Source organism: Rhodococcus sp. MPR-R1B (genome assembly GCF_058793255.1).
On sequence record NZ_JBXAFO010000002.1, the window covers coordinates 254,228 to 272,598 of the forward strand.

The window sequence follows — 18,371 nt, forward strand, 5'->3', positions numbered from 1 at the left end:
CTTCAGTGCCTTCCGTGTAGAGCGCGGATGAGAACCTTGACCAGCCAGTCGATTCGGGCGGTCCGTCGAAACGTCGTCAGTGGTAGGGGCGAACGGAATCGTTGCCTGGTCATCGACCGGGCATAGGTGAACTCCTTCAGACCATCTGGGCCGTGAACGCGTCCGAAACCAGATGCTCCGACCCCACCCAGTGGCAGGTTGGGAACCGCGGCATACATCACGTAAGAGTTCACCGACGCTCCTCCGGATCGGAGCCGATCGGCAACAGCCGCTCCATCCTTGCCGAACACGCTTGCTCCCAATGCGTATGGCGACGCATTGACCAACTCCACCGCCTCGTCCATCGAGGCGACCTTGGTGATCGTCATCGTCGGGCCGAAAGTTTCCTCCGTGACGGCGAGGCTGTCTTCGGGGACGTCGACCATGATGGTCGGTTGCACGTACTGGCCGGAGATCGAGCCGAGCCCTCCGAGAACGACACGTCCACCCCGCGACATCGCGTCGTCGATGTGGCGCCGGATTACAGCCACTTGCGCGGGCATGGTGATCGGACCGATCTTGTCTTCGGCACCCGGACCGGCATGAACTCGGGCAGCCAAAGTGATTGTCTTGTCGATGAACTCGTCGTATACCTGTTCGTGCACGTATACACGCTCGACGCCCAGACAGGTTTGACCGGAGTTGGACAATGCGCCCCACACCGCAGCATCCGCGGCGGCACCAACATTTCCGTCGGCATCAAGGATGAGCGCGTCCTTACCGCCACATTCCATCAACACCGGTGTGAGGGTCCCGGCGCACGCTGCCATGACTTTCTTGCCCGTCGCGGTCGATCCGGTGAACCCGATCTTGTCGACACCGGCCAGGCACAGTGCCGCGCCGACCGAACCGTCGCCTGTGACAACTTGCAGCACAGGATGTTCAGGGACGACCTCGGCGAAGGCGCGGCCCAACCATTGCCCGACTGCCGGTGCGAACTCACTCGGCTTGTAGACCACGGCGTTGCCTGCCGCCAGCGAGAACGAGAGCGAACCGAGTGGGGTGAAGACCGGATAGTTCCACGGACCGATCACACCGATCACCCCGAGAGGTCGATACTCCACCGAGGCGGCCTGATTGACCGTCAACAAACTGGAGCGGACGCTGCGCCTGCCCAATACCTTTCGGGCATTCTTCGACGCCCACGCGAGATGTTCGAGTGCCATGGCGATTTCGAGCATCGCGTCAGGGTGCGGCTTGCCCATGTCCCGGTGCACGACGTCGGCGAGTTCGGATGCGCGACGAGCGATGATTCCTCGCCACCGATCCAGTCGACGAGCGCGTTGCTCGAATGTCAGTTCTGCCCACCATTCGGAAGCAGTCCGGGCGTCGCGCACTGCCTGTGTCACCGTGTCGTCGGACGCCTGTGTCACCGTGTCGTCGGACGCCTGTGTGGTCGTGTCGATCTCGGTCGCCGTCATCGTGGAGTTCCTTGAAGTGTGTGGTGGACGGCGCCGTCGGCCCAGCCGCGGGTGACGCGTTGGAGGATCGGTCGGGACAGAGTCAGAATGGGGGCGAACCACGGCTGCGCTTGCACAGCGAACGTCCAGGTGAGGCGGCTGCCAGTCGAAGTCGGTTCCAACACCAGATCTTCAGCGAAGCGTTTGAACCCCGGAAGTGACGCCGACTCCACGTAGAAGGACATCCGGTGCCCCTCGTCCCAGCGGAAGAATCGCTCGTTCAGTGCAGCAAAAGCGCCGGCTCGCACGGTTCGCGTAGTCCCGACGCAGAATGGTCTGTCCGAGGTCCAGTCGGCTCCGGTGATCCCGTGCGCCCACGACGTGAGCGCTCCGTCCGAGGTCAACGTCTGCCACAAGCTTTCACATGTCGCTTCGGATTCGATCCGGTGAGTGATCACCAGCGGAGCGGAGCGGATGAAGGCTGCGTCGGCCGCAGAAAGAGAGAATTTTCCCTTCACAGGTCCACCACCAAAGACCCACCGGTGGAACGTGATCGACAGGTCAACATCGAACCAGTACGTTCGGATTCGGTGAGGAGGGTGTCTCGATGCTCGACGGTCCCGGAGAGCACCCGGACCTTGCATGTACCGCAGAAGCCCTGTTGGCATGAATACGCTACTCCGGGAAGTACGCGTCGTATTGCAGCCAATGCACTTTCGGACTCGCCCACATCGACGGTGAGACCGGTGCGCGCCAGATGCACCGTGAACTCCTTGCCGTCGACTACCGGGAGTGGGGAGAACCTCTCGCTGTGCACCGATCCGGTCGGGTTGGCGGCGAAAGTTGCCGCACGCACCGTGTTCATCAGCGGAACCGGTCCGCACGTGTACACCGCGGCACCTGGATCCGCAGCAGCGACGAGTGTTCCGATATCCGTCGGACCCAGCTCGTCGTCGGGTCGGATGGTTACCCGGCCGCTGGAATACTCCTCGATCTCGTTCAGGAATGGCATAGCTGCCCGAGTTCGTCCGAGATAGTCCAAACGCCACGGGACTCCGCGGCGGTGACAGCGTTGCACCATGGGAAGTATCGGAGTGATCCCGATTCCGCCCGCAACAAAGAGGTACGACGGAGCAGTGACAAAAGGAAATGCATTCCGCGGCCCTCGTACGTCGACAACCATTCCGGGTTTCAGCGACTCGTGTATCTCGCGGGAGCCGCCCCCGCCTTCGTCGATCCGCCGGACGGCGATCCGATACGAGGTCAAGTCGTCGGGGTCTCCGCACAACGAATACTGTCGTTGTCTTCCCGAGGGGAGAATGACGTCTAGGTGAGCGCCGGGAATCCACGACGGCAGGGTGATTCCTTCCCTCGGGGTCAAGGTGACACTCAGGACGTCTGCGCACTCGAACCGGACGGACTTCACGTCCAGCGTCATGTCGAATCCGCTGTAGCGGACCGGGTTGGGACGCGAAAGTATCTGCGCTGCAGGACTTGACGCAAAGATTCGACGGTATGCGCTCGTCGCCTGTGCGGCAATCCTCAACGACCGGGTCGGTGTGAAGTCTTGTGCGTCGTGAGGACGGTCGGCAGTCGTCTTGTTCATCCTTCACTCTTTTCGGAAGAACGATTGGCGGCAGGTGAGCGAGCGAGGTAGCGCATGGCTACGTCCATGTCCCCGATCTGGGACGGATGGAAGCTCGGCCGCAGATACGGAGGAATCTCGGTGATCAGGAATTTCATGTTCGGGACCAGGCCGCGGCGAGTGGCGCTGATCAGTTGCAGAGGCCACAGGCGGCCCTTCGCCTTCGACGGGTCCTGCCGGAAGAGGTAGTTCATCGAGGCGATGAACAACACGAACAACGTGAAGCTGGCGAGCAGCGCCGTGCGAACGCGGCGGGCGTAGCTACCGTCCACGTACATGTAGGCGTCGAAGGCCACGTTGCGGTGCTCGACTTCCTCGGCGCCGTGCCACTTGACCATGTCGAGCATCGTCGGGTGCATGCCGGCATCTTCGAGGGCGGGATCGGTGAGCAGCCATTCCCCGACCACCGCCGTGTAGTGCTCCATCGCGGCAAACAAGCCGAGACGTTCACAGAGCCAGGCGTGCTTGGCTTTTCCGGTCAATCCTTTGTCGCCCAATATCTTGTCCACGAGCCAGTCCATCCGGCGTGACATCGGTTTCATGTCCATGCCGAGGTCCGCAAGATGCTCGCGTGCACCTTTGTGCGACGACGCGTGTGTTGCTTCCTGTCCGACGAATCCCACCACCTCTTCGTGCAGGCGGGGGTCCTCGATGAGCGGGAGTGCTTCGGCGAGCGTTGCGGACATGGCCCGCTCTCCCTCGGGCAACACGAGATGCATGAAGTTGATGACGTGGGTGACCATCGGTTCGTTCGGCACGTAATGCAGTGGTACGCCGTCCCAGTCGAATTCGACGTCACGGGCGGCGATCGCATGTGCTTCGTCGGTGTATCGGCGCGCGCCGGACGGTGCGACGACGGGTGTGCCTCGGAAGGCGTTGATGCCGAGCATTATCGGCTCCTCACGGTTTCTCGGGCAGTGGTGAGTGATTCGGACGAGACGGGTTGTACCTGCGCGTAGTGAGCGAGGTCGGCTCGTTTGGTCCTGGTGCGGAAGGATCGGTTGAATCCGGGATAGAAGGTGTAATTGCGGCCGCCGTCGACGAGGTAGTAACTACTGCACCCGCCGGCGTTCCATACGCTGGTGGCGAGTCGGCGGTCGGTCGCGCGCACGAACTCTCTCTGCACGTCTGCCCGGACGTCGATACTGCCGATGCCGCGCTCGTCCATTTGAAGAATGCAGCTCACGATGTACTCGACCTGCGCTTCGATCGTGACGACCTGCGAGGTGTAGACCACGGAATTGGGGCCGAGGATCATGAAGAAGTTCGGAAACCCGCTGATGGTGGTGCCGAGGAAGGCCTCGGCACTGCCGTTCCACGTCTGCGCGAGGCTGCGGCCGTCCTTGCCCCGGATGATGTCGAACGACGGGTTGTCTCCCATACGAAAGCCGGTTCCCATGACTATGGTGTCGACTTCCCGGAAGGCGCCGTCCGCGGTGAGGACTCCGCGCTCCTGCACCTCGACGATTCCGTCCGTCACCACCTCCACATTGGGTGACGCCAGCGCGGGATAGTAGGTGTTCGAGAACGTCGGACGCTTGCATCCGAATGCGTAGTGGGGGAGCAGCTTTGCGCGAAGCTCCGGGTCCCGCACCTGCCGGCGAAGGTGTGCTCGGCCGAGTGCGGCCAGCCCTTTGAGCAGTGACGGCTTGTACACGAATCCGGGTACCAGGGCTTCTTGGAGCAGGTCGAGTCCCTTGCGTGCCAGTCGTTGGGTGAGCGGCACCCGCTCGAAGAGAGCGCTCGGCCAGCCGGTCATCGGCTGATCCGGGTGCGGCAGGATCCACGTCGGTGTCCGCTGGAACACGGTCAACGTGTCCGCGAGCGGTTGCAGTCTGGGGATGATCTGCACCGCAGAGGCACCGGTGCCGACCACGGCTATCCGCTCACCGCGAAGGTCGTGGTCGTGGTTCCAGTCCGCGGTGTGGAACATCTGACCACGAAACGATTCGAGCCCGGGAAGGTCGGGTGTGGCGGGGGCACTGAACGGGCCGGTGGCCGCGACCAGGAACTGTGTCTCCCACACGGTTTCCGCAGTGTGTACCCGCCAGATCTGGGCTTGCTCGTCCCACGAAGCTTCTGTCACGTCCTGGTTGCAGTGGAAATGACCGGCCAGTCCGAAGCGATGGACGCAATCCCGGAGATAGTCGTAGATCTCGGGCTGTAGCGGATACAGCCGCGTCCAGTTCGGATTTGGCGCAAACGAGAACGAGTACAGAATCGACGGGATGTCGCACTGTGCACCGGGGTAGGTATTGACCTGCCAGGTCCCCCCGGGCTCCGCGGCACGTTCCAGAACGACGAAGTCGTCGATCCCGGACTGCTTCAAGCGGACAGCCGTTCCGATGCCGCCGAAACCGGCTCCGATGACGACGACTCGTGTTCGGCGAGTTCGAGTTTCCTCGTCACCGGCCGATGGCCCCGAGGTTGGGTCGATGTCGACCATGTGTGACGCCTCCTGATTGGTGCGTGAACAACTGAACGAAGAGTAAGTCTGACATCAAGTGATGTCAACAGCGGTTGATGTCAGAATTCAACTGATTGACATCGGGCGATGTCAGTTCGCTTGCGGAGGTCGCCGCGATAACCTGAGGTCGAGAGCGCTGCCGGTCAGTGAGAACATGGGGACATGACGGATACCGAGGCTCGGCGCACCGGCCCGCGCAGGTGGCGTGGGCAGGAACCGGAAGATCGCCGCGCCGCGCGCCGGACACAGCTGATCGAAGCCGGGTTGCAGATCATGGGCACCGAGGGAGCGGCCGCCGCGACCATGCGTGCAACCTGCCGCGAGGCCGCGCTGACCGAACGGTACTTCTACGAGAGCTTCGCCAACCGTGACGAACTGCTGGTCGCCGTGCTCGACGAGGTCGTTCTCGGTGCGCGTGACACTATTCTGGACGCTCTCGAGGCGGCGCCTTCCGCACCGTCGGCCCTGATCCGCCACGTGGTGAACGCCTTCACCAACTACGTATTCAAAGATCCTCGACGTGGACGCATCATGTTCGTCGAATCCCAGGCGGAACCTGCGCTGTGGGATCGAGGGCGAGAATTGATGGCGGAGTTCACGAATCCGATTTCCGCGTCGCTCGAGCTGATGTACGGCGGCGAGGCAACCGACTCCGCGAACTCCGAACTCAATTCGGTGGGGCTGTTCGGTGCCCTCGCGTTCATCTATCAGGCGCACACCCCGTCCTCCAAGATCTCTCGAAAGCGTTTGGTGGAGCACATTTCGCTCATGGTCGAGGCGCAGGCGACGGTCAACAGCACGCCCGCGAGAAAAGAATGACGTCCGCGTCGGCCACAGGCGGAAGGCGTCTCGGTCCCGAAGACCGGCGTGAGCAGATCATTGTCAGCGCGGCAAAGGTTTTCGAGGAGAAGTCTTTTGCCGACGTCTCGATGACCGAGTTGGCCAAGGCGGCTGGGGTCGGACGTCCGCTGCTCAATCATTACTTCGGCTCCAAGCGTGAGTTGTATCTCGACGTCGTGCGGCGGTTCGTCTTCATTCCCGAAGTGGCGGTGGACCGCATTCCGCGATCGGCGAGCCAGGAGAAGCGGATCGGCGCCGTGATCGATCGGTGGCTCGACGTCGCCTGGCGTCATCGCGACATGTGGATCTCGACAGTCATGTCCGACGACCTCCGCCGTGATCCCGAGATGGATCGGATCCTCCAGGATGCTGACGACGTTGCTGCGCGACGCATGATGGATGCGCTCGAGATTCGACCGAGTGAAGGCAGCGAGGCTGCTGTTCATTCGATGATCGTGGCGTACGGAGGCTTGGCGAAGGCCGCCAGTAAGCAGTGGTTGGTGACGGGAGCCCTCGACCGCGAACAGGTGCACCTTCTGCTGGTACGCAGTTTGCTCGCCATCGTGCGTGACGTTCTGCCGGCGTGCGAGGCGGATTCCTGATTGCTCAGAGTGATCTCGCCACGAGGTCCTTCATGACTTCGTTCGATCCGGCGTAGATTCGCTGAATACGAGCGTCGGCATACATCTGAGCGATGGGATATTCGAGTATGTAGCCGTACCCGCCGTGTAGTTGCACGCAGCGGTCGATCACGGCGCACTGCTGATCGGTGAGCCAGTACTTGGCCATCGCGGCGGTAGTCGCATCGAGCTGCCCGGCAAGGTATTTGACGATGCAGTCGTCGATGAACGTTCGTGAGATACGAGCGATGGACGCGCACTCGGCAAGCTCGAAGCGCGTGTTCTGCAGATCGAAGAGCGTTTGCCCGAACATGTTTCGGGATTTGGTGTACTCGACGGTGAGGGCGACTGCACGATCCATTGCCGCAGTGGCTGCAACTCCGCAGATCAATCGTTCAGGCAGTAGCTGCTGCATCAGCTGGGCAAACCCTGTGCCTTCGCGGTCCCCGAGCAGGTTTGTTGCAGGCACCCGCAAGCGGTCGAAGAACAGCTCGGTGGTGTCCTGGCCCTTCTGTCCGACCTTCTCGAGTATTCGCCCGCGCTCGAAACCCGGTGTGTTGTCATCGACCTCGGCCACGATGAGCGACACTCCACGCGCTCCGAGGCTGGGATCGGTCTTGGCGGCGATGATCACCAGATCACAATTGCGACCGTTGGAGATGAAGGTCTTTGCGCCGCTGATCAGATAGTCGTCACCGTCGCGGACGGCTCGGGTGGTGATGTTCTGCAAGTCGGATCCGGTGCCGGGCTCGGTCATGGCGATTGCGCCCACCCACTCGCCACTCACCAGCTTCGGTAGCCAGCGCAGTTTGTGCTCGTGATCGGCGTAGGCATTGAGGTAGTGCGGCACGATTCCCGAGTGCACGCCGAGTTGGAGTGAATGATCACCCGCCATGACCTGCTCGTGGAACAGCACGGCGTCGTGCGCGAAAGTTCCTCCTCCGCCGCCGTACTCGGTGGGGATCGACATGCCGGCGAGCCCGAGCGCCCCGAGTTCTCGATATGCGGATTTGTCGGGAAAACCTTGGGACGCGAAGCGTTTCTGATGCGGTGTGACGTGTTTGGCGAAGAAGTTCCTTGCCAGGTCGGCCACGGCCTCCAATTCGTCGTCCATCCACGGGGACCGTCGTTCTGCGGTCCGGGTTGCGGTAGATCCTTGCGTCATCGTGATTCTCCCGATCGATGAAGTGCGACCCGCGAGCGGATCCGACTCCACCTATCATCCACACTGTTGACATAGTGTCAATAAAGGGGTGGTCGAATCGACCTCCGGACCCGCCTCGAATTCCACGTCGGCCGCCCGCAAGAATGGGACGACACAGACACGAACAGGCCGGCGCGAAGGATGGGCAGTGGACCCCGAAGAAACATCAGCGGGTCGCGAGTCCAACCTCCCGGCTCCGCGGCCGGCGCGCAGCGTCCTGTTCGGATTGCCGCCGGTGGGAAACAGGTACCCCGGAGCGGTTCGCGTCGCCCTCGCCCTGGCGATTCCGGCGGCCATCGCCACACTGCTCGGATTCGGGTCTGCTTCGCTCCTGGTCGGCCTCGGTGCATTTGCATCGATATACGGTGAGGGTCGTCCGTACCGGAGCAGGTGGAAGGCAGTCGGTATCGCTGCGACGGCGCTGACGATCCTGTCCTTCGTCGGGGCATCGGTGGGTGAGCCCGTCCACCGAGCCATCGCCGGGGGAGCGCCGACGGTGCTGCTCGTCTTTGTCGTGCTGATCATGGCCGTCGTGGTGTCGACCTGCGCCTTCACCGTCGACGCGCTTCGATTGGGTCCACCGGGCGCGTTCTTTCTGTTGCTCACCACCGAGATCAGTTCCGTGATCGCCACTCCCGGTCAGCCGCCGGTCGAGGTCGCGATGTGGACGGCAATCGGTGGGATCAGCGCGGTGGTCGTCTCGATGACGGGAATCCTGTGGGCACCGAGAGCTGTCGAACGCAGCGCTGTACAGGCAGCCGTCTCGGCCGTTGCGGAGTACACGGACGCTCAGGCGACGTACGCCCCACCCGAACTCACGCGAGACAAACGCCACGCTGCAGCACTTCGGCTGCACGACGCGTGGCAGTGCCTCTACCGCGGCGCAATCGTCGGGAAAGACCACCCGTTGACCCGTGAACTCGAACGAGCGCAGATCTCGATGGCCAGGGCGATCTCCGACGACCACGATCCGGAACTCATGGCCGACCCCGCGTTCGACGTCGACGACGTCGGTGCTCACCCGCCTCTGCCCGACCCGACGATCCGATATCGGTTCCTCCGCGCCTGCAATCGGTCCAGCCGAGCGTCGGTGACGGCACTTCGGCTGTCCATTGCCTGTATGGCGGCGGGAACCCTCACCGTCCTGCTCGGCATCGATCGCCCGGACTGGGCGGTGATCGCCGCGGCGATGGTCCTTCATCAAGGACCGGATCGAATACTGGGCACCTATCGCGGAATCCACCGCATCGGTGGGACCGTCCTCGGGTTGATTCTGTTGGGTGCCATCTACTCCTGGAGTCCGACCGGTCTGTGGTTGGTGGCGGTACTTGCAGTCCTGATGGCGGGGATCGAGCTGTTCCTGGTGCGGAATTACGGGATAGCCGTCATCTTCATCACCGCCCTCGCGATTCTCCTCGGCGCGGCCGGTGGTGCGCACGGGACCGTCCGACATCTGATCCTCAGCCGCATGCTCGAGACGGCAATCGGCGTCGTCGTGGCGTTGGTGGTCCTGTGGACGGTGGGGCGCGGTGCGCATCGACGCACTCTGATCTGGGTCGACGAACGGGCGGGTAGCGTCCTGTTCAAGCTGCTGACCGAAATTCGCGCGAGGCACTATGCACCACAGGCGAATTGGTCGGAGCTTTCGGAGCTTCGTCGGGACCTGGACTTCGAACTGCGAGGTAGCGCGATGGCCGGGATCGACGCCGCCCACAACGAACCCGAGTGGGCGTCGCAGCAGTGGAGGACGCACACCGAATTGCATCATCTGGGATCGGATGTACTGCACCGACTGTGGTTCGGCACGCAGGTGTCCAGATCACACCTCGAGGAATGGGAGTCTCGCTACTTGCGTTCGGGTTCGGTGTGATCGAGCATCGGCACAGCGCTGAACTTGGCTGGATTCGCAATGTCGTAGGCTGCGCACACAACTCCGTCGCGGACAGTGAAGCCGGCAACGCGAGCGGCGAACTGCGGGTACTGGTCGTCCCCCGGTGAGCCGGCGAATACACCGCCGAGCTGTCCGTTGACGAGAACCGGTGACATCGAGAACACCGCTGCCGGTCCGTACTTGCGGGCCAATCCCAGGTAGAACCGCGCCACACGATCACTGCCGCGAACGACGTTGACGGCCGTGCGGGTAGTTCCGCCTGCGTCACCGATCAGGACGGCATCGGGATCGAGTGCATCGATCACGGCGTTCAGATCTCCACTCGCGATAGCCGTCACCAATCGCTCGACGGCGGCAGCATGTTCCTCGCCACTGACCGGGGCCGGCGCCGACGCTGCGGCTTTACGTGCCCGCGAGGCCAACTGACGGGCAGTGGCTACTTCGATGTCGAGGATGCGCGCTACCTCGGCGAAGGGCACGTCGAATCCGTCGTGCAGGACGAAGGCAACGCGCTGAGCGGGAGTAAGAGTGTCCAGGACGACGAGGGCTGCAAAACGATTCTGTTCCTGCCTCACGACGTACTCGAGCGGATCGGGTGTCGCTGAGGGTGTGCCCGAGGTGGCGTCGACGGGCGTGACGATCGGCTCCGGAAGCCACTGTCCGACATAGCTTTCTCTTCTGACCGCGGCCGATTTGAGATGATCGAGGCAGATTCGGCCGACAACTGTGGTGAGCCATCCGCGCAGTTCGCGGATCTGCAATTCGTCGCCTCGCGTGTTTTCGGCAACTTGAAGCCGTATCCACGCTTCCTGCACCGCATCCTGAGCGTCGCTGAAACTTCCGGTGAGACGGTAGGCCACCGACGTCAGGTGGCCACGGTGTTGCTCGAAGTCCTGCGCAGTCGTCGGCGAAAGCATGCCCTCATGATACGGACCTCACACATTAAATCCGGCATGAATGTAACCGTTGACCCAGGTAGTGGGTGCCGACGTATGGTTTCGGCACTGCTCACGGCTCGATCCTGTCTGCACATTCATTGGAGTCTCACGTGTTTCGGTCTTTCCCGCTCATGTCGCTCAACTGTTGTCGTTGAACTGACATTCCCCACACCTGCCTGTGCCGAGCGCCGCACACGGCGCTCCGGACAGGTGTAGCCGAGAACTGAACCAATCATCTTCTACAGGAAGCAACTTCATGATTCGCCCTCGTTTCGCGCGCTCGGTAGCCGCGGTCGTCGCTCTTGTCACTCTGTCCAGTTTTGCAGTTGCCTGCTCGGGCTCCTCCGACGAAGTGGTCAAGACCGCCGACGGCAAGACCGTCCTGCGGTACGAGGGCAGCACCGGACAGGTCATCTACCCCGAACTGGCCGCTGACCTCGGCTACTTCAACGACGTGGAGCTCAACTGGATCGGCGATACGACCAGCGGCCCTCAGAGCATTCAGAACGCAGCGACCGGTCAAACCGAGTTCGGCGGAGCGTTCAACGGGGCGGTGGTGAAGTTGGCTTCCGCGGGTTCACCGATCACCTCGGTCATCGGGTACTACGGCTCCGACAAGGAGAGCTTCAACGGGTACTACGTTCTCGACGACAGTCCGATCAAATCGGCGAAGGACCTGATCGGCAAGAAGGTCGGGATGAACACCCTCGGTGCGCACCACGAGTTCGTCGTGCGTGAATGGCTTGCGCGGGAGGGGCTTACACCGGACGAGATCAAGCAGGTGGAACTGATCGTGGTTCCGCCGGTCAACACGGAACAAGCGTTGCGGCAGGGACAGATCGACGTCGCCACCCTCGGCTCGGTCTTCCGTGACTCCGCGCTCGAACGTGGTGGCCTTCGCGAGCTGTTCACGGACGAATCGTTGTTCGGCTCGTTCACCTACGGCACGTTGGTGTTCCGTGACGACTACATCGCGCAGAACAAGGAGGCGGTCGCCGATTTCGTGCAGGGAACAGCGAGGGCCATCCGCTGGACGCAGACACACCCACGAGAAGAAGTGGTCGCGAAGCTGACGTCGATCATCAACAGCCGCGGACGCAACGAGGACACCAAGCTCATCAGCTACTGGAAGAGCCCAGGAGTCGCCGGCCCCGGCGGAACGATCACCGATACCGAGATCAGCACGTGGATCGACTGGCTCACCCGTAACGGCGAACTCGAAGAAGGAAAGTTGAAGCCGTCGGACATCTACACCAACGAATTCAACCCGTACGCCAACGGAACGTATTCACCCGACAGCGGCGCTGACGGACAGGCACTGGAGGCAGCAAAATGAGCACAGAACCGAAACTACGGCTCGAGCACGTCACCAAACAGTTCGACATTCGTGGGACCGACGAAGTTTTCACCGCGGTCGAGGACATCAACATCGACGTGGCGCCGGGGGAGTTCCTGGTCCTCGTCGGGCCGAGTGGTTGCGGCAAGTCGACTCTGCTGGACCTCCTCGGAGGACTCAGTTCGCCCACTTCCGGTCGAATCCTTCTGGACGGCAAGCAGATCACGGGCCCAGGCTTGGATCGGGGAATCGTCTTCCAGCAATACGCGCTGCTTCCATGGCGAACTGCACGTCACAACATCGAGTTCGGACTCGAAGCGAAGGGCGTGAAGAAGAGCGAGCGACGCGAGCTCGCCGAGCATTACCTCGAACTGGTCGGTCTGCAAGGTTTCGCGGATCGCTATCCGCACGAGTTGTCCGGTGGAATGAAGCAGCGAGTCGCGATCGCCCGCAGCCTGGCATTCGACCCCGAAGTGTTGCTGATGGACGAACCATTTGCAGCGCTGGACGCACAGACGCGAGAGTCGCTGCAGGACGAGCTTCTGCGCATCTGGAAGGCCACCGGCAAGACGATCCTGTTCATCACCCACGGAATCGACGAGGCCATCTACCTCGGGCAACGTGTTGCAGTACTGACTTCGCGGCCGGGGCGCGTCAAGACGATCGTCGACATCGACATCGACCGGTCCGGCGACGACGTGCGATCAGGTGAGGAGTTCCGAGTGTTCCGGCACCGGATCTGGACGCTACTGCACGGTGAAGTCGAGCGCGCTCGGGCCGGCGAACTCGATCCTGCCAAGGAGGTTGCACATGTCTAGCGCATTGGCGACGCCGGAGGTGGTCGCCACTCCGAAACCGTTGGCCGACAAAACACCTGACATTGCGCAGCGGAGCCAGGCCGGCGGCAAAGCGGCGCGCTACATTCGTTCCATCGCCTGGCGGATTGCCAAGCCGTCGATTGCGATCGCGATCTTCCTCGGGATCTGGGAAGCGGCACCTCGGCTCGGGCTGGTGGACAAGGTCTTCCTCCCGCCCTTCACCGAAGTTGTGTCCGCATTCTTCACCCTCGCCGAGAACGGACAATTGCAAGAGCATGTTTCCGCCAGTCTGACGCGTGCGCTGACCGGCTTCTTCGTGGCCATCGCGATCGCGATTCCGTTGGGAATTGCGATCGCCTGGTACCGCCCGGTCTCCGACTTCCTCAACCCGATTCTCGAATTGTTCCGCAACACAGCAGCCTTGGCGCTGCTTCCCGTCTTCGTGCTGATTCTCGGAATCGGTGAGGAATCGAAGATCGCCCTTGTGATCTACGCCTGCACCTTCCCGATTCTGCTCAACACGATCTCCGGTGTGCGAACAGTGGACCCCCTGCTGATCAAGTCCGCTGCCTCGCTGGGGTTCTCCTCGATTCGGCTGTTCCAGAAGGTGGTTCTGCCCGCCGCTGTTCCCACGATCTTCACGGGTATCCGCATGGCAGCCGCGTCGTCGATTCTCGTGCTGATCGCCGCCGAAATGGTCGGGGCCAAAGCCGGTCTCGGGTATCTGATCACCGCTTCACAACTCAACTTCCAGATCCCGAACATGTACGCGGGCATCGTCGCGATCTCGTTGTTGGGTCTGACAATCAACGCGATTCTGGTCCTGATCGAACGTCGGCTCTCGCGCTGGCGCGTCACCACCTGACCACACATTCACGGAAAGATTCTGCGAACTCATGTCCGAACGACAATTTCATCTGAACGCCTTCCTGATGGGCGTCGGCCATCATGAGGCGGCGTGGCGCCACCCACGCACAAATGCGGCCAACCTCCTGGACGTCAAGCACTTCCAGGAATTGGGGAGAATCGCCGAGCGTGGAAAGCTGGACTCGGTGTTCTTCGCCGACGGTCTAGCAGTCGGCCCGCGGGTCAAGTACAACACCCAGGCGATCTTCGAACCCGTCACCTTGCTGTCGGCGATCGCGGCGGCCACCGACAAGGTGGGGCTGATTGCAACCGCGTCGACCAGTTACAGCGATCCATACACTCTCGCAAGGAAGTTCGCTTCCCTCGATCACATCAGTGGTGGACGAGGCGGGTGGAACATCGTGACGTCGGCCGGCGCCGACGAGGCCGCGAACTTCGGCCTCGATGCGGTACCGACGCACAGCGGTCGTTACGAGCGCGCCGAGGAGTTTCTCGACGTGACGCTCGGACTCTGGGACAGCTGGGAAGAGGGGGCAGTTGTCCTGGACGAAGAGACCGGAATCTTCGCCGATCCTGATCGTGTCCATCGCATCGACCATGACGGTCAACGATTCACGGTGGCTGGCCCGCTCAATTCGCCGAGGTCTCCACAGGGACGTCCGTTGCTCGTGCAAGCCGGTTCCTCCGAGAGCGGTAAGGACTTCGCGGCGAAGTATGCCGAGGCCGTGTTCACCGCTCAACGAACACTCGAGCAGGGGCAGGATTTCTACACCGACCTCAAAGCGCGGCTGATCAAGTACGGGCGTAGTCCCGACGAGATCAAGGTGCTGCCAGGCATCGTTCCCTTCATCGCGGATACGGAAGAAGAAGCCAAGGCACTGGAGCAGTCGTTCACGGATCTCATCTCACCTGAGTACTCACTGCGCCAACTCTCGAACATGGTGGGCGTCGACCTCACCGAGCATTCGCTGGATGCCCCGCTGCCACCGTTGCCGGACATCGATCGCATCCAAGGAAACAAGAGTCGATACCAGCTCGTCAAAGACCTTGCGGAGAGCGAAAACCTCACCGTCCGTGAACTGATCGGCAAACTCGGCGGTGGCCGTGGGCATCGGACATTTGCCGGGACACCGGAGCAGGTCGCGGACGAGTTGACCGAATGGTTCGACAAGGGCGCCGCGGACGGCTTCAACATCATGCCGCCCTATCTGCCTGGAGGGCTCGAGGTGTTCGTCGACCGGGTCGTGCCGATTCTGCAGGCGCGTGGGATCTTCCGGACCGAATACACGGAATCCACCCTGCGGGGTCACTACGGCCTCGATCGTCCGGCGAATCGGTTTTCGCGGGCCGCTGACGCGGCAGAAGTGAGCGCGTGACGGAAACACTGCCCAAGGAACAGCCGGCGATTGCCGGTCTCAAGCCACTCGTCACAACGGTTTTCGTACCGGCGGCCATCTTCGGGATCGGTCAGGGAGCGGCTGCCCCCATCATGGCCGTCACCGCGCGCGACCTGGGTGCATCGGTTGCCGTCGCCGGCCTGATCGTTGCACTCGGTGGTTTGGGCGCCGTACTCGGTGACCTCCCCGCCGGCAGGATCGTGTCGCGTTTCGGTGAGCGCAGGTCGATCATCGGCGGAAGTTCCTTGGGTGCAACAGGAGTGGTGATTTGTCTCCTTGCGCAGACTCCGTGGATGCTCGGTATCGGCGCACTGTTGACCGGATTGGCGAATGCGGTGTGGGGCCTTGCGCGGCAGAGCTACCTCGCCGAGACCGTGCCACTCGGTCTTCGGGCCCGAGCAATGTCGTCGTTCGCCGCGATGTGGCGGTTGGGTTTCTTCCTGGGACCGCTCATCGGGGCCGGCGTGATTCTCCTGGTGGGAGCGCGCGGAGGATTCCTCGTCCAGTTGGTGGGCGTCGTGCTCGCCGGGGCGCTGATGGCCCGCGTTCCCGACCCGCCACGAAAGGTGCAGGCAGGCAACAGTGATCACGGACACGTCACGCTCCCGGAGATCCTTCGCCGTCATCGTGCCGCTCTGTCGACGCTCGGGACAGGCTCCCTTCTGATGGGCGCCGCCCGCGCTTCGCGTGAGGCCGTTCTTCCATTGTGGGCATTGCACCTCGGATTGGATGCAGCCCAGGTGAGTGTGATCTTCGGTATCGGTGCGGCCGTGGACTTGCTGTGCTCGTACCCGGCCGGACACATCATGGACCGATACGGCCGCAGGCTGGTCGCGGTGCCTTCGCTGACGGTGATCGGTGTGTCGTACCTACTGTTGCCGTTCTCGACGGGTGCAGTGGGATTGACCGTGGTCGCTGTCGTGATGGGGATCGGCAACGGGCTGGGCAACGGCGTGATCATGACCCTCGGTGCCGATATCGCCCCGCCCGAAGAACGCGCCGAGTTCCTCGCTGCATGGCGATTGACTCACGACACCGGCATGTTCGGTGGGCCGCTCGCGATCGGTCTACTCGCCGCGGTGCTCCCACTCGGGTGGGCATTCGCCGCTCTGGGCGCGACGTCGTTCGCCGGCGCGGCGATGATGTTCCGCTTCATTCCGGTCTACTCTCCGCGGGTGTCACCCCGGTCGCGCGTCGGGAAACTGTAGGTAGGCTCGCTACATGCGATTCGGACTGTTCGTACCTCAAGGCTGGCGTCTGGACCTGGTCGGCATCGACCCCGCGAAGCAGTGGGAGGTGATGCGAGACTTCACGCTGCGCGCGGAGGCAGGGCCGTGGGAGTCGGTGTGGGTCTACGACCACTTCCACACCGTTCCCCAGCCGACGGAAGAAGCGACTCACGAGGCGTGGACGTTGATGGCCGCACTCGGTGCATCGACGTCGCGTATCCGACTCGGCCAGATGTGTACCGCCATGAGCTACCGAAACCCGGCGTACCTCGCCAAGGTCGCCGCGACCACCGATCTCATCACGGGTGGACGCGTCGAGATGGGCATCGGCGGCGGTTGGTACGAGCAGGAGTGGCGTGCGTACGGCTACGGTTTCCCCTCTGCCGGTGAGCGTCTGGGCCGCCTCGACGAAGGAATCCAGATCATGCAGCAGGCGTGGTCGACCGGCAGCTCGACGCTCGACGGCAAGTACTACCAGGTCGACGGAGCGCTGTGCCGTCCACTTCCGTTGCAAGAGGGCGGAATTCCCATCTGGGTTGCCGGTGGCGGCGAGAAGGTCACACTCAAGATCGCGGCCAAGTACGCGCAGTACACGAACTTCGACGGCACCCCGGCCGGCTTCGCGCACAAGTCCGAAATCCTGAAGAAGCACTGCGACACCGTCGGTACCGATTTCGACGCCATCGTCCGTTCGGCCAACTACAACGTGGCCATCGGCGCGACGGAATCCGAGGTGGCTCAGCGGTTGGAGACACTGAAGGACAGACTGACGCCGTTGGTCGGCGAAGCTGCCGCCGATGCGTCGCTCGACGCGTTCCGCGGAATGCCTGCCGTCGGTACACCCGAGCAGATAATCGAGAACCTGTCGGCGCTCGAGGCGCAGGGACTCGAGTACGGAATCTTCTACTTCCCCGAGGCCGCGTACGACACGTCGGGAATCGAGATGTTCGAGAAGGAAGTGCTGCCCGCGCTCGCGTAACCGTTTGGACTAGCGCAGCGAGTCAGGAAGATCGGCCGGGTTGATCAGAACCCGGCGATCGGGGTGGGTGCGAACTTCTTCGGAGTCGGGGATCCGGCTCTGCAGGAAGTTCCACTCGCTCGCACTGACAGCAGCGATCGCGCGTGCCAGCACTGCCGAGTCCTTGGTTCCCCACTCGATCGGCATGGGGCTGACCATCTGCCACGTGTCAGCCTTGCTTCGGGTGGAACGATCCGAACGCAGTGCCACCGACGGAATGCGGTCGCCGACTCGCCACTTCGGATTGAGTCGAACGTTGCGGCTGACGAGCGCGTACTTCGGTGCTCCGGCCGCCGGCTTCGCGATGTCGATCAGTGCCGTCAAGGTCGCCGCTCGAGGGTGAACCTCGGTGACGATCGCGGGAACCAGTGGGTTGTCCGCATACAGAGATTCGACGCTTCCCACCTTGCGAGGTGCCCACACGGCAACCCACAGGGAACTGGCCGCACCGATGGCGAGGACTGCGCCGATGATGATGGACCACACCTCGCCCATGCTGATCAACCAGGCCCCGACCGCGGCGAGGACGATCGCGAAGATCACCGCAGAAATCTGCAGGCGGCGTACATCGGCCAGTGTGTCGTTGACCGACTTGGCGTGAGCCTTGTCGACGGTGAACTGGAAGTCAGCCACGAAAAATTCCTTCGGGTGGTGCCGGACGA

General features: G+C 62.5%; 17 protein-coding genes. 9 read left to right on the forward strand and 8 right to left on the reverse strand.

The annotated features are described in order from the left end of the window. Positions 1 to 2: 2 nt before the first annotated feature. The 5 genes from AC1Q61_RS03910 to AC1Q61_RS03930 are packed head-to-tail and all read right to left on the reverse strand — an operon-like array spanning position 3 to position 5,530. Positions 3 to 1,460, reverse strand: coding sequence for an aldehyde dehydrogenase family protein (locus tag AC1Q61_RS03910; RefSeq protein WP_492654876.1), 1,458 nt, complete (start codon positions 1,458 to 1,460; stop codon positions 3 to 5). After that, a complete protein-coding gene (locus AC1Q61_RS03915) occupies positions 1,457 to 1,957 on the reverse strand; it encodes an SRPBCC family protein (protein WP_042921715.1) in 501 nt (166 codons plus the stop codon). Before AC1Q61_RS03915 ends, AC1Q61_RS03910 begins: the two co-directional genes overlap by 4 nt. Further along, positions 1,954 to 3,045 (reverse strand): PDR/VanB family oxidoreductase, encoded by a 1,092-nt coding sequence (locus AC1Q61_RS03920; RefSeq protein WP_007733536.1) that lies wholly within the window; start codon positions 3,043 to 3,045, stop codon positions 1,954 to 1,956. Before AC1Q61_RS03920 ends, AC1Q61_RS03915 begins: the two co-directional genes overlap by 4 nt. Next, a complete protein-coding gene (locus AC1Q61_RS03925) occupies positions 3,042 to 3,974 on the reverse strand; it encodes a metal-dependent hydrolase (protein ID WP_003940129.1) in 933 nt (310 codons plus the stop codon). Before AC1Q61_RS03925 ends, AC1Q61_RS03920 begins: the two co-directional genes overlap by 4 nt. Then, positions 3,974 to 5,530 (reverse strand): flavin-containing monooxygenase, encoded by a 1,557-nt coding sequence (locus AC1Q61_RS03930; protein ID WP_042921712.1) that lies wholly within the window; start codon positions 5,528 to 5,530, stop codon positions 3,974 to 3,976. Before AC1Q61_RS03930 ends, AC1Q61_RS03925 begins: the two co-directional genes overlap by 1 nt. A gap of 183 nt (positions 5,531 to 5,713) precedes the next feature. Between AC1Q61_RS03930 and AC1Q61_RS03935 the strand changes: the two genes are divergently transcribed. Further along, positions 5,714 to 6,370: a TetR/AcrR family transcriptional regulator gene (locus AC1Q61_RS03935; protein ID WP_042921711.1), complete on the forward strand. Its 657-nt coding sequence runs from the start codon at positions 5,714 to 5,716 to the stop codon at positions 6,368 to 6,370. After that, the gene (locus AC1Q61_RS03940) at positions 6,367 to 6,993 is read left to right on the forward strand and encodes a TetR/AcrR family transcriptional regulator (RefSeq protein WP_030535343.1); all 627 of its coding nucleotides are present in this window, start codon (positions 6,367 to 6,369) and stop codon (positions 6,991 to 6,993) included. Before AC1Q61_RS03935 ends, AC1Q61_RS03940 begins: the two co-directional genes overlap by 4 nt. A gap of 4 nt (positions 6,994 to 6,997) precedes the next feature. Here AC1Q61_RS03940 and AC1Q61_RS03945 read toward each other — a convergent pair whose 3' ends face one another. Then, positions 6,998 to 8,176, reverse strand: coding sequence for an acyl-CoA dehydrogenase family protein (locus AC1Q61_RS03945; RefSeq protein ID WP_003940501.1), 1,179 nt, complete (start codon positions 8,174 to 8,176; stop codon positions 6,998 to 7,000). A 187-nt stretch (positions 8,177 to 8,363) separates the two neighbouring features. Here AC1Q61_RS03945 and AC1Q61_RS03950 point away from each other — a divergent pair, with 187 nt between their 5' ends. Next, positions 8,364 to 10,085 (forward strand): FUSC family protein, encoded by a 1,722-nt coding sequence (locus tag AC1Q61_RS03950; protein WP_003940267.1) that lies wholly within the window; start codon positions 8,364 to 8,366, stop codon positions 10,083 to 10,085. Here AC1Q61_RS03950 and AC1Q61_RS03955 read toward each other — a convergent pair. After that, the gene (locus AC1Q61_RS03955; protein ID WP_042921708.1) at positions 10,061 to 11,023 is read right to left on the reverse strand and encodes a sigma-70 family RNA polymerase sigma factor; all 963 of its coding nucleotides are present in this window, start codon (positions 11,021 to 11,023) and stop codon (positions 10,061 to 10,063) included. The genes AC1Q61_RS03950 and AC1Q61_RS03955 overlap by 25 nt on opposite strands. Before the next feature lie 277 nt (positions 11,024 to 11,300). Here AC1Q61_RS03955 and AC1Q61_RS03960 point away from each other — a divergent pair, with 277 nt between their 5' ends. Genes AC1Q61_RS03960 through AC1Q61_RS03985 form a run of 6 tightly spaced genes read left to right on the forward strand, consistent with a single transcriptional unit; the run spans position 11,301 to position 17,670 of the window. Beyond that, positions 11,301 to 12,380 (forward strand): ABC transporter substrate-binding protein, encoded by a 1,080-nt coding sequence (locus AC1Q61_RS03960; RefSeq protein WP_007733528.1) that lies wholly within the window; start codon positions 11,301 to 11,303, stop codon positions 12,378 to 12,380. Then, complete coding sequence (locus AC1Q61_RS03965) at positions 12,377 to 13,198, forward strand: ABC transporter ATP-binding protein (RefSeq protein WP_003940477.1); 822 nt, start codon at positions 12,377 to 12,379, stop codon at positions 13,196 to 13,198. The genes AC1Q61_RS03960 and AC1Q61_RS03965 overlap by 4 nt, the downstream gene beginning before the upstream one ends. Then, the gene (locus AC1Q61_RS03970; protein WP_215516048.1) at positions 13,191 to 14,063 is read left to right on the forward strand and encodes an ABC transporter permease; all 873 of its coding nucleotides are present in this window, start codon (positions 13,191 to 13,193) and stop codon (positions 14,061 to 14,063) included. Before AC1Q61_RS03965 ends, AC1Q61_RS03970 begins: the two co-directional genes overlap by 8 nt. A 31-nt stretch (positions 14,064 to 14,094) precedes the next feature. Next, positions 14,095 to 15,441 (forward strand): LLM class flavin-dependent oxidoreductase, encoded by a 1,347-nt coding sequence (locus AC1Q61_RS03975; RefSeq protein WP_042921792.1) that lies wholly within the window; start codon positions 14,095 to 14,097, stop codon positions 15,439 to 15,441. Then, positions 15,438 to 16,670 carry an MFS transporter gene (locus AC1Q61_RS03980; protein WP_042451237.1) on the forward strand — a complete coding sequence of 411 codons (1,233 nt, stop codon included), beginning with the start codon at positions 15,438 to 15,440 and terminating at the stop codon, positions 16,668 to 16,670. The genes AC1Q61_RS03975 and AC1Q61_RS03980 overlap by 4 nt, the downstream gene beginning before the upstream one ends. 13 nt (positions 16,671 to 16,683) lie before the next feature. Next, positions 16,684 to 17,670, forward strand: coding sequence for an LLM class F420-dependent oxidoreductase (locus tag AC1Q61_RS03985; RefSeq protein ID WP_003940565.1), 987 nt, complete (start codon positions 16,684 to 16,686; stop codon positions 17,668 to 17,670). A gap of 9 nt (positions 17,671 to 17,679) precedes the next feature. Here AC1Q61_RS03985 and AC1Q61_RS03990 read toward each other — a convergent pair whose 3' ends face one another. Beyond that, positions 17,680 to 18,342 (reverse strand): DUF3239 domain-containing protein, encoded by a 663-nt coding sequence (locus tag AC1Q61_RS03990; protein WP_003940490.1) that lies wholly within the window; start codon positions 18,340 to 18,342, stop codon positions 17,680 to 17,682. Positions 18,343 to 18,371 lie beyond the last annotated feature (29 nt).

Coding starts and splice junctions, on each gene's coding strand:
- AC1Q61_RS03920 (WP_007733536.1), bottom strand. CDS start 3,045: ATGAACAAGACGACTGCCGACCGTCCTCACGACGCACAAGACTTCACA.
- AC1Q61_RS03935 (WP_042921711.1), top strand. CDS start 5,714: ATGACGGATACCGAGGCTCGGCGCACCGGCCCGCGCAGGTGGCGTGGG.
- AC1Q61_RS03945 (WP_003940501.1), bottom strand. CDS start 8,176: ATGACGCAAGGATCTACCGCAACCCGGACCGCAGAACGACGGTCCCCG.
- AC1Q61_RS03955 (WP_042921708.1), bottom strand. CDS start 11,023: ATGCTTTCGCCGACGACTGCGCAGGACTTCGAGCAACACCGTGGCCAC.
- AC1Q61_RS03960 (WP_007733528.1), top strand. CDS start 11,301: ATGATTCGCCCTCGTTTCGCGCGCTCGGTAGCCGCGGTCGTCGCTCTT.
- AC1Q61_RS03985 (WP_003940565.1), top strand. CDS start 16,684: ATGCGATTCGGACTGTTCGTACCTCAAGGCTGGCGTCTGGACCTGGTC.
- AC1Q61_RS03970 (WP_215516048.1), top strand. CDS start 13,191: ATGTCTAGCGCATTGGCGACGCCGGAGGTGGTCGCCACTCCGAAACCG.
- AC1Q61_RS03925 (WP_003940129.1), bottom strand. CDS start 3,974: ATGCTCGGCATCAACGCCTTCCGAGGCACACCCGTCGTCGCACCGTCC.
- AC1Q61_RS03940 (WP_030535343.1), top strand. CDS start 6,367: ATGACGTCCGCGTCGGCCACAGGCGGAAGGCGTCTCGGTCCCGAAGAC.
- AC1Q61_RS03965 (WP_003940477.1), top strand. CDS start 12,377: ATGAGCACAGAACCGAAACTACGGCTCGAGCACGTCACCAAACAGTTC.
- AC1Q61_RS03930 (WP_042921712.1), bottom strand. CDS start 5,530: ATGGTCGACATCGACCCAACCTCGGGGCCATCGGCCGGTGACGAGGAA.
- AC1Q61_RS03910 (WP_492654876.1), bottom strand. CDS start 1,460: ATGACGGCGACCGAGATCGACACGACCACACAGGCGTCCGACGACACG.
- AC1Q61_RS03975 (WP_042921792.1), top strand. CDS start 14,095: ATGTCCGAACGACAATTTCATCTGAACGCCTTCCTGATGGGCGTCGGC.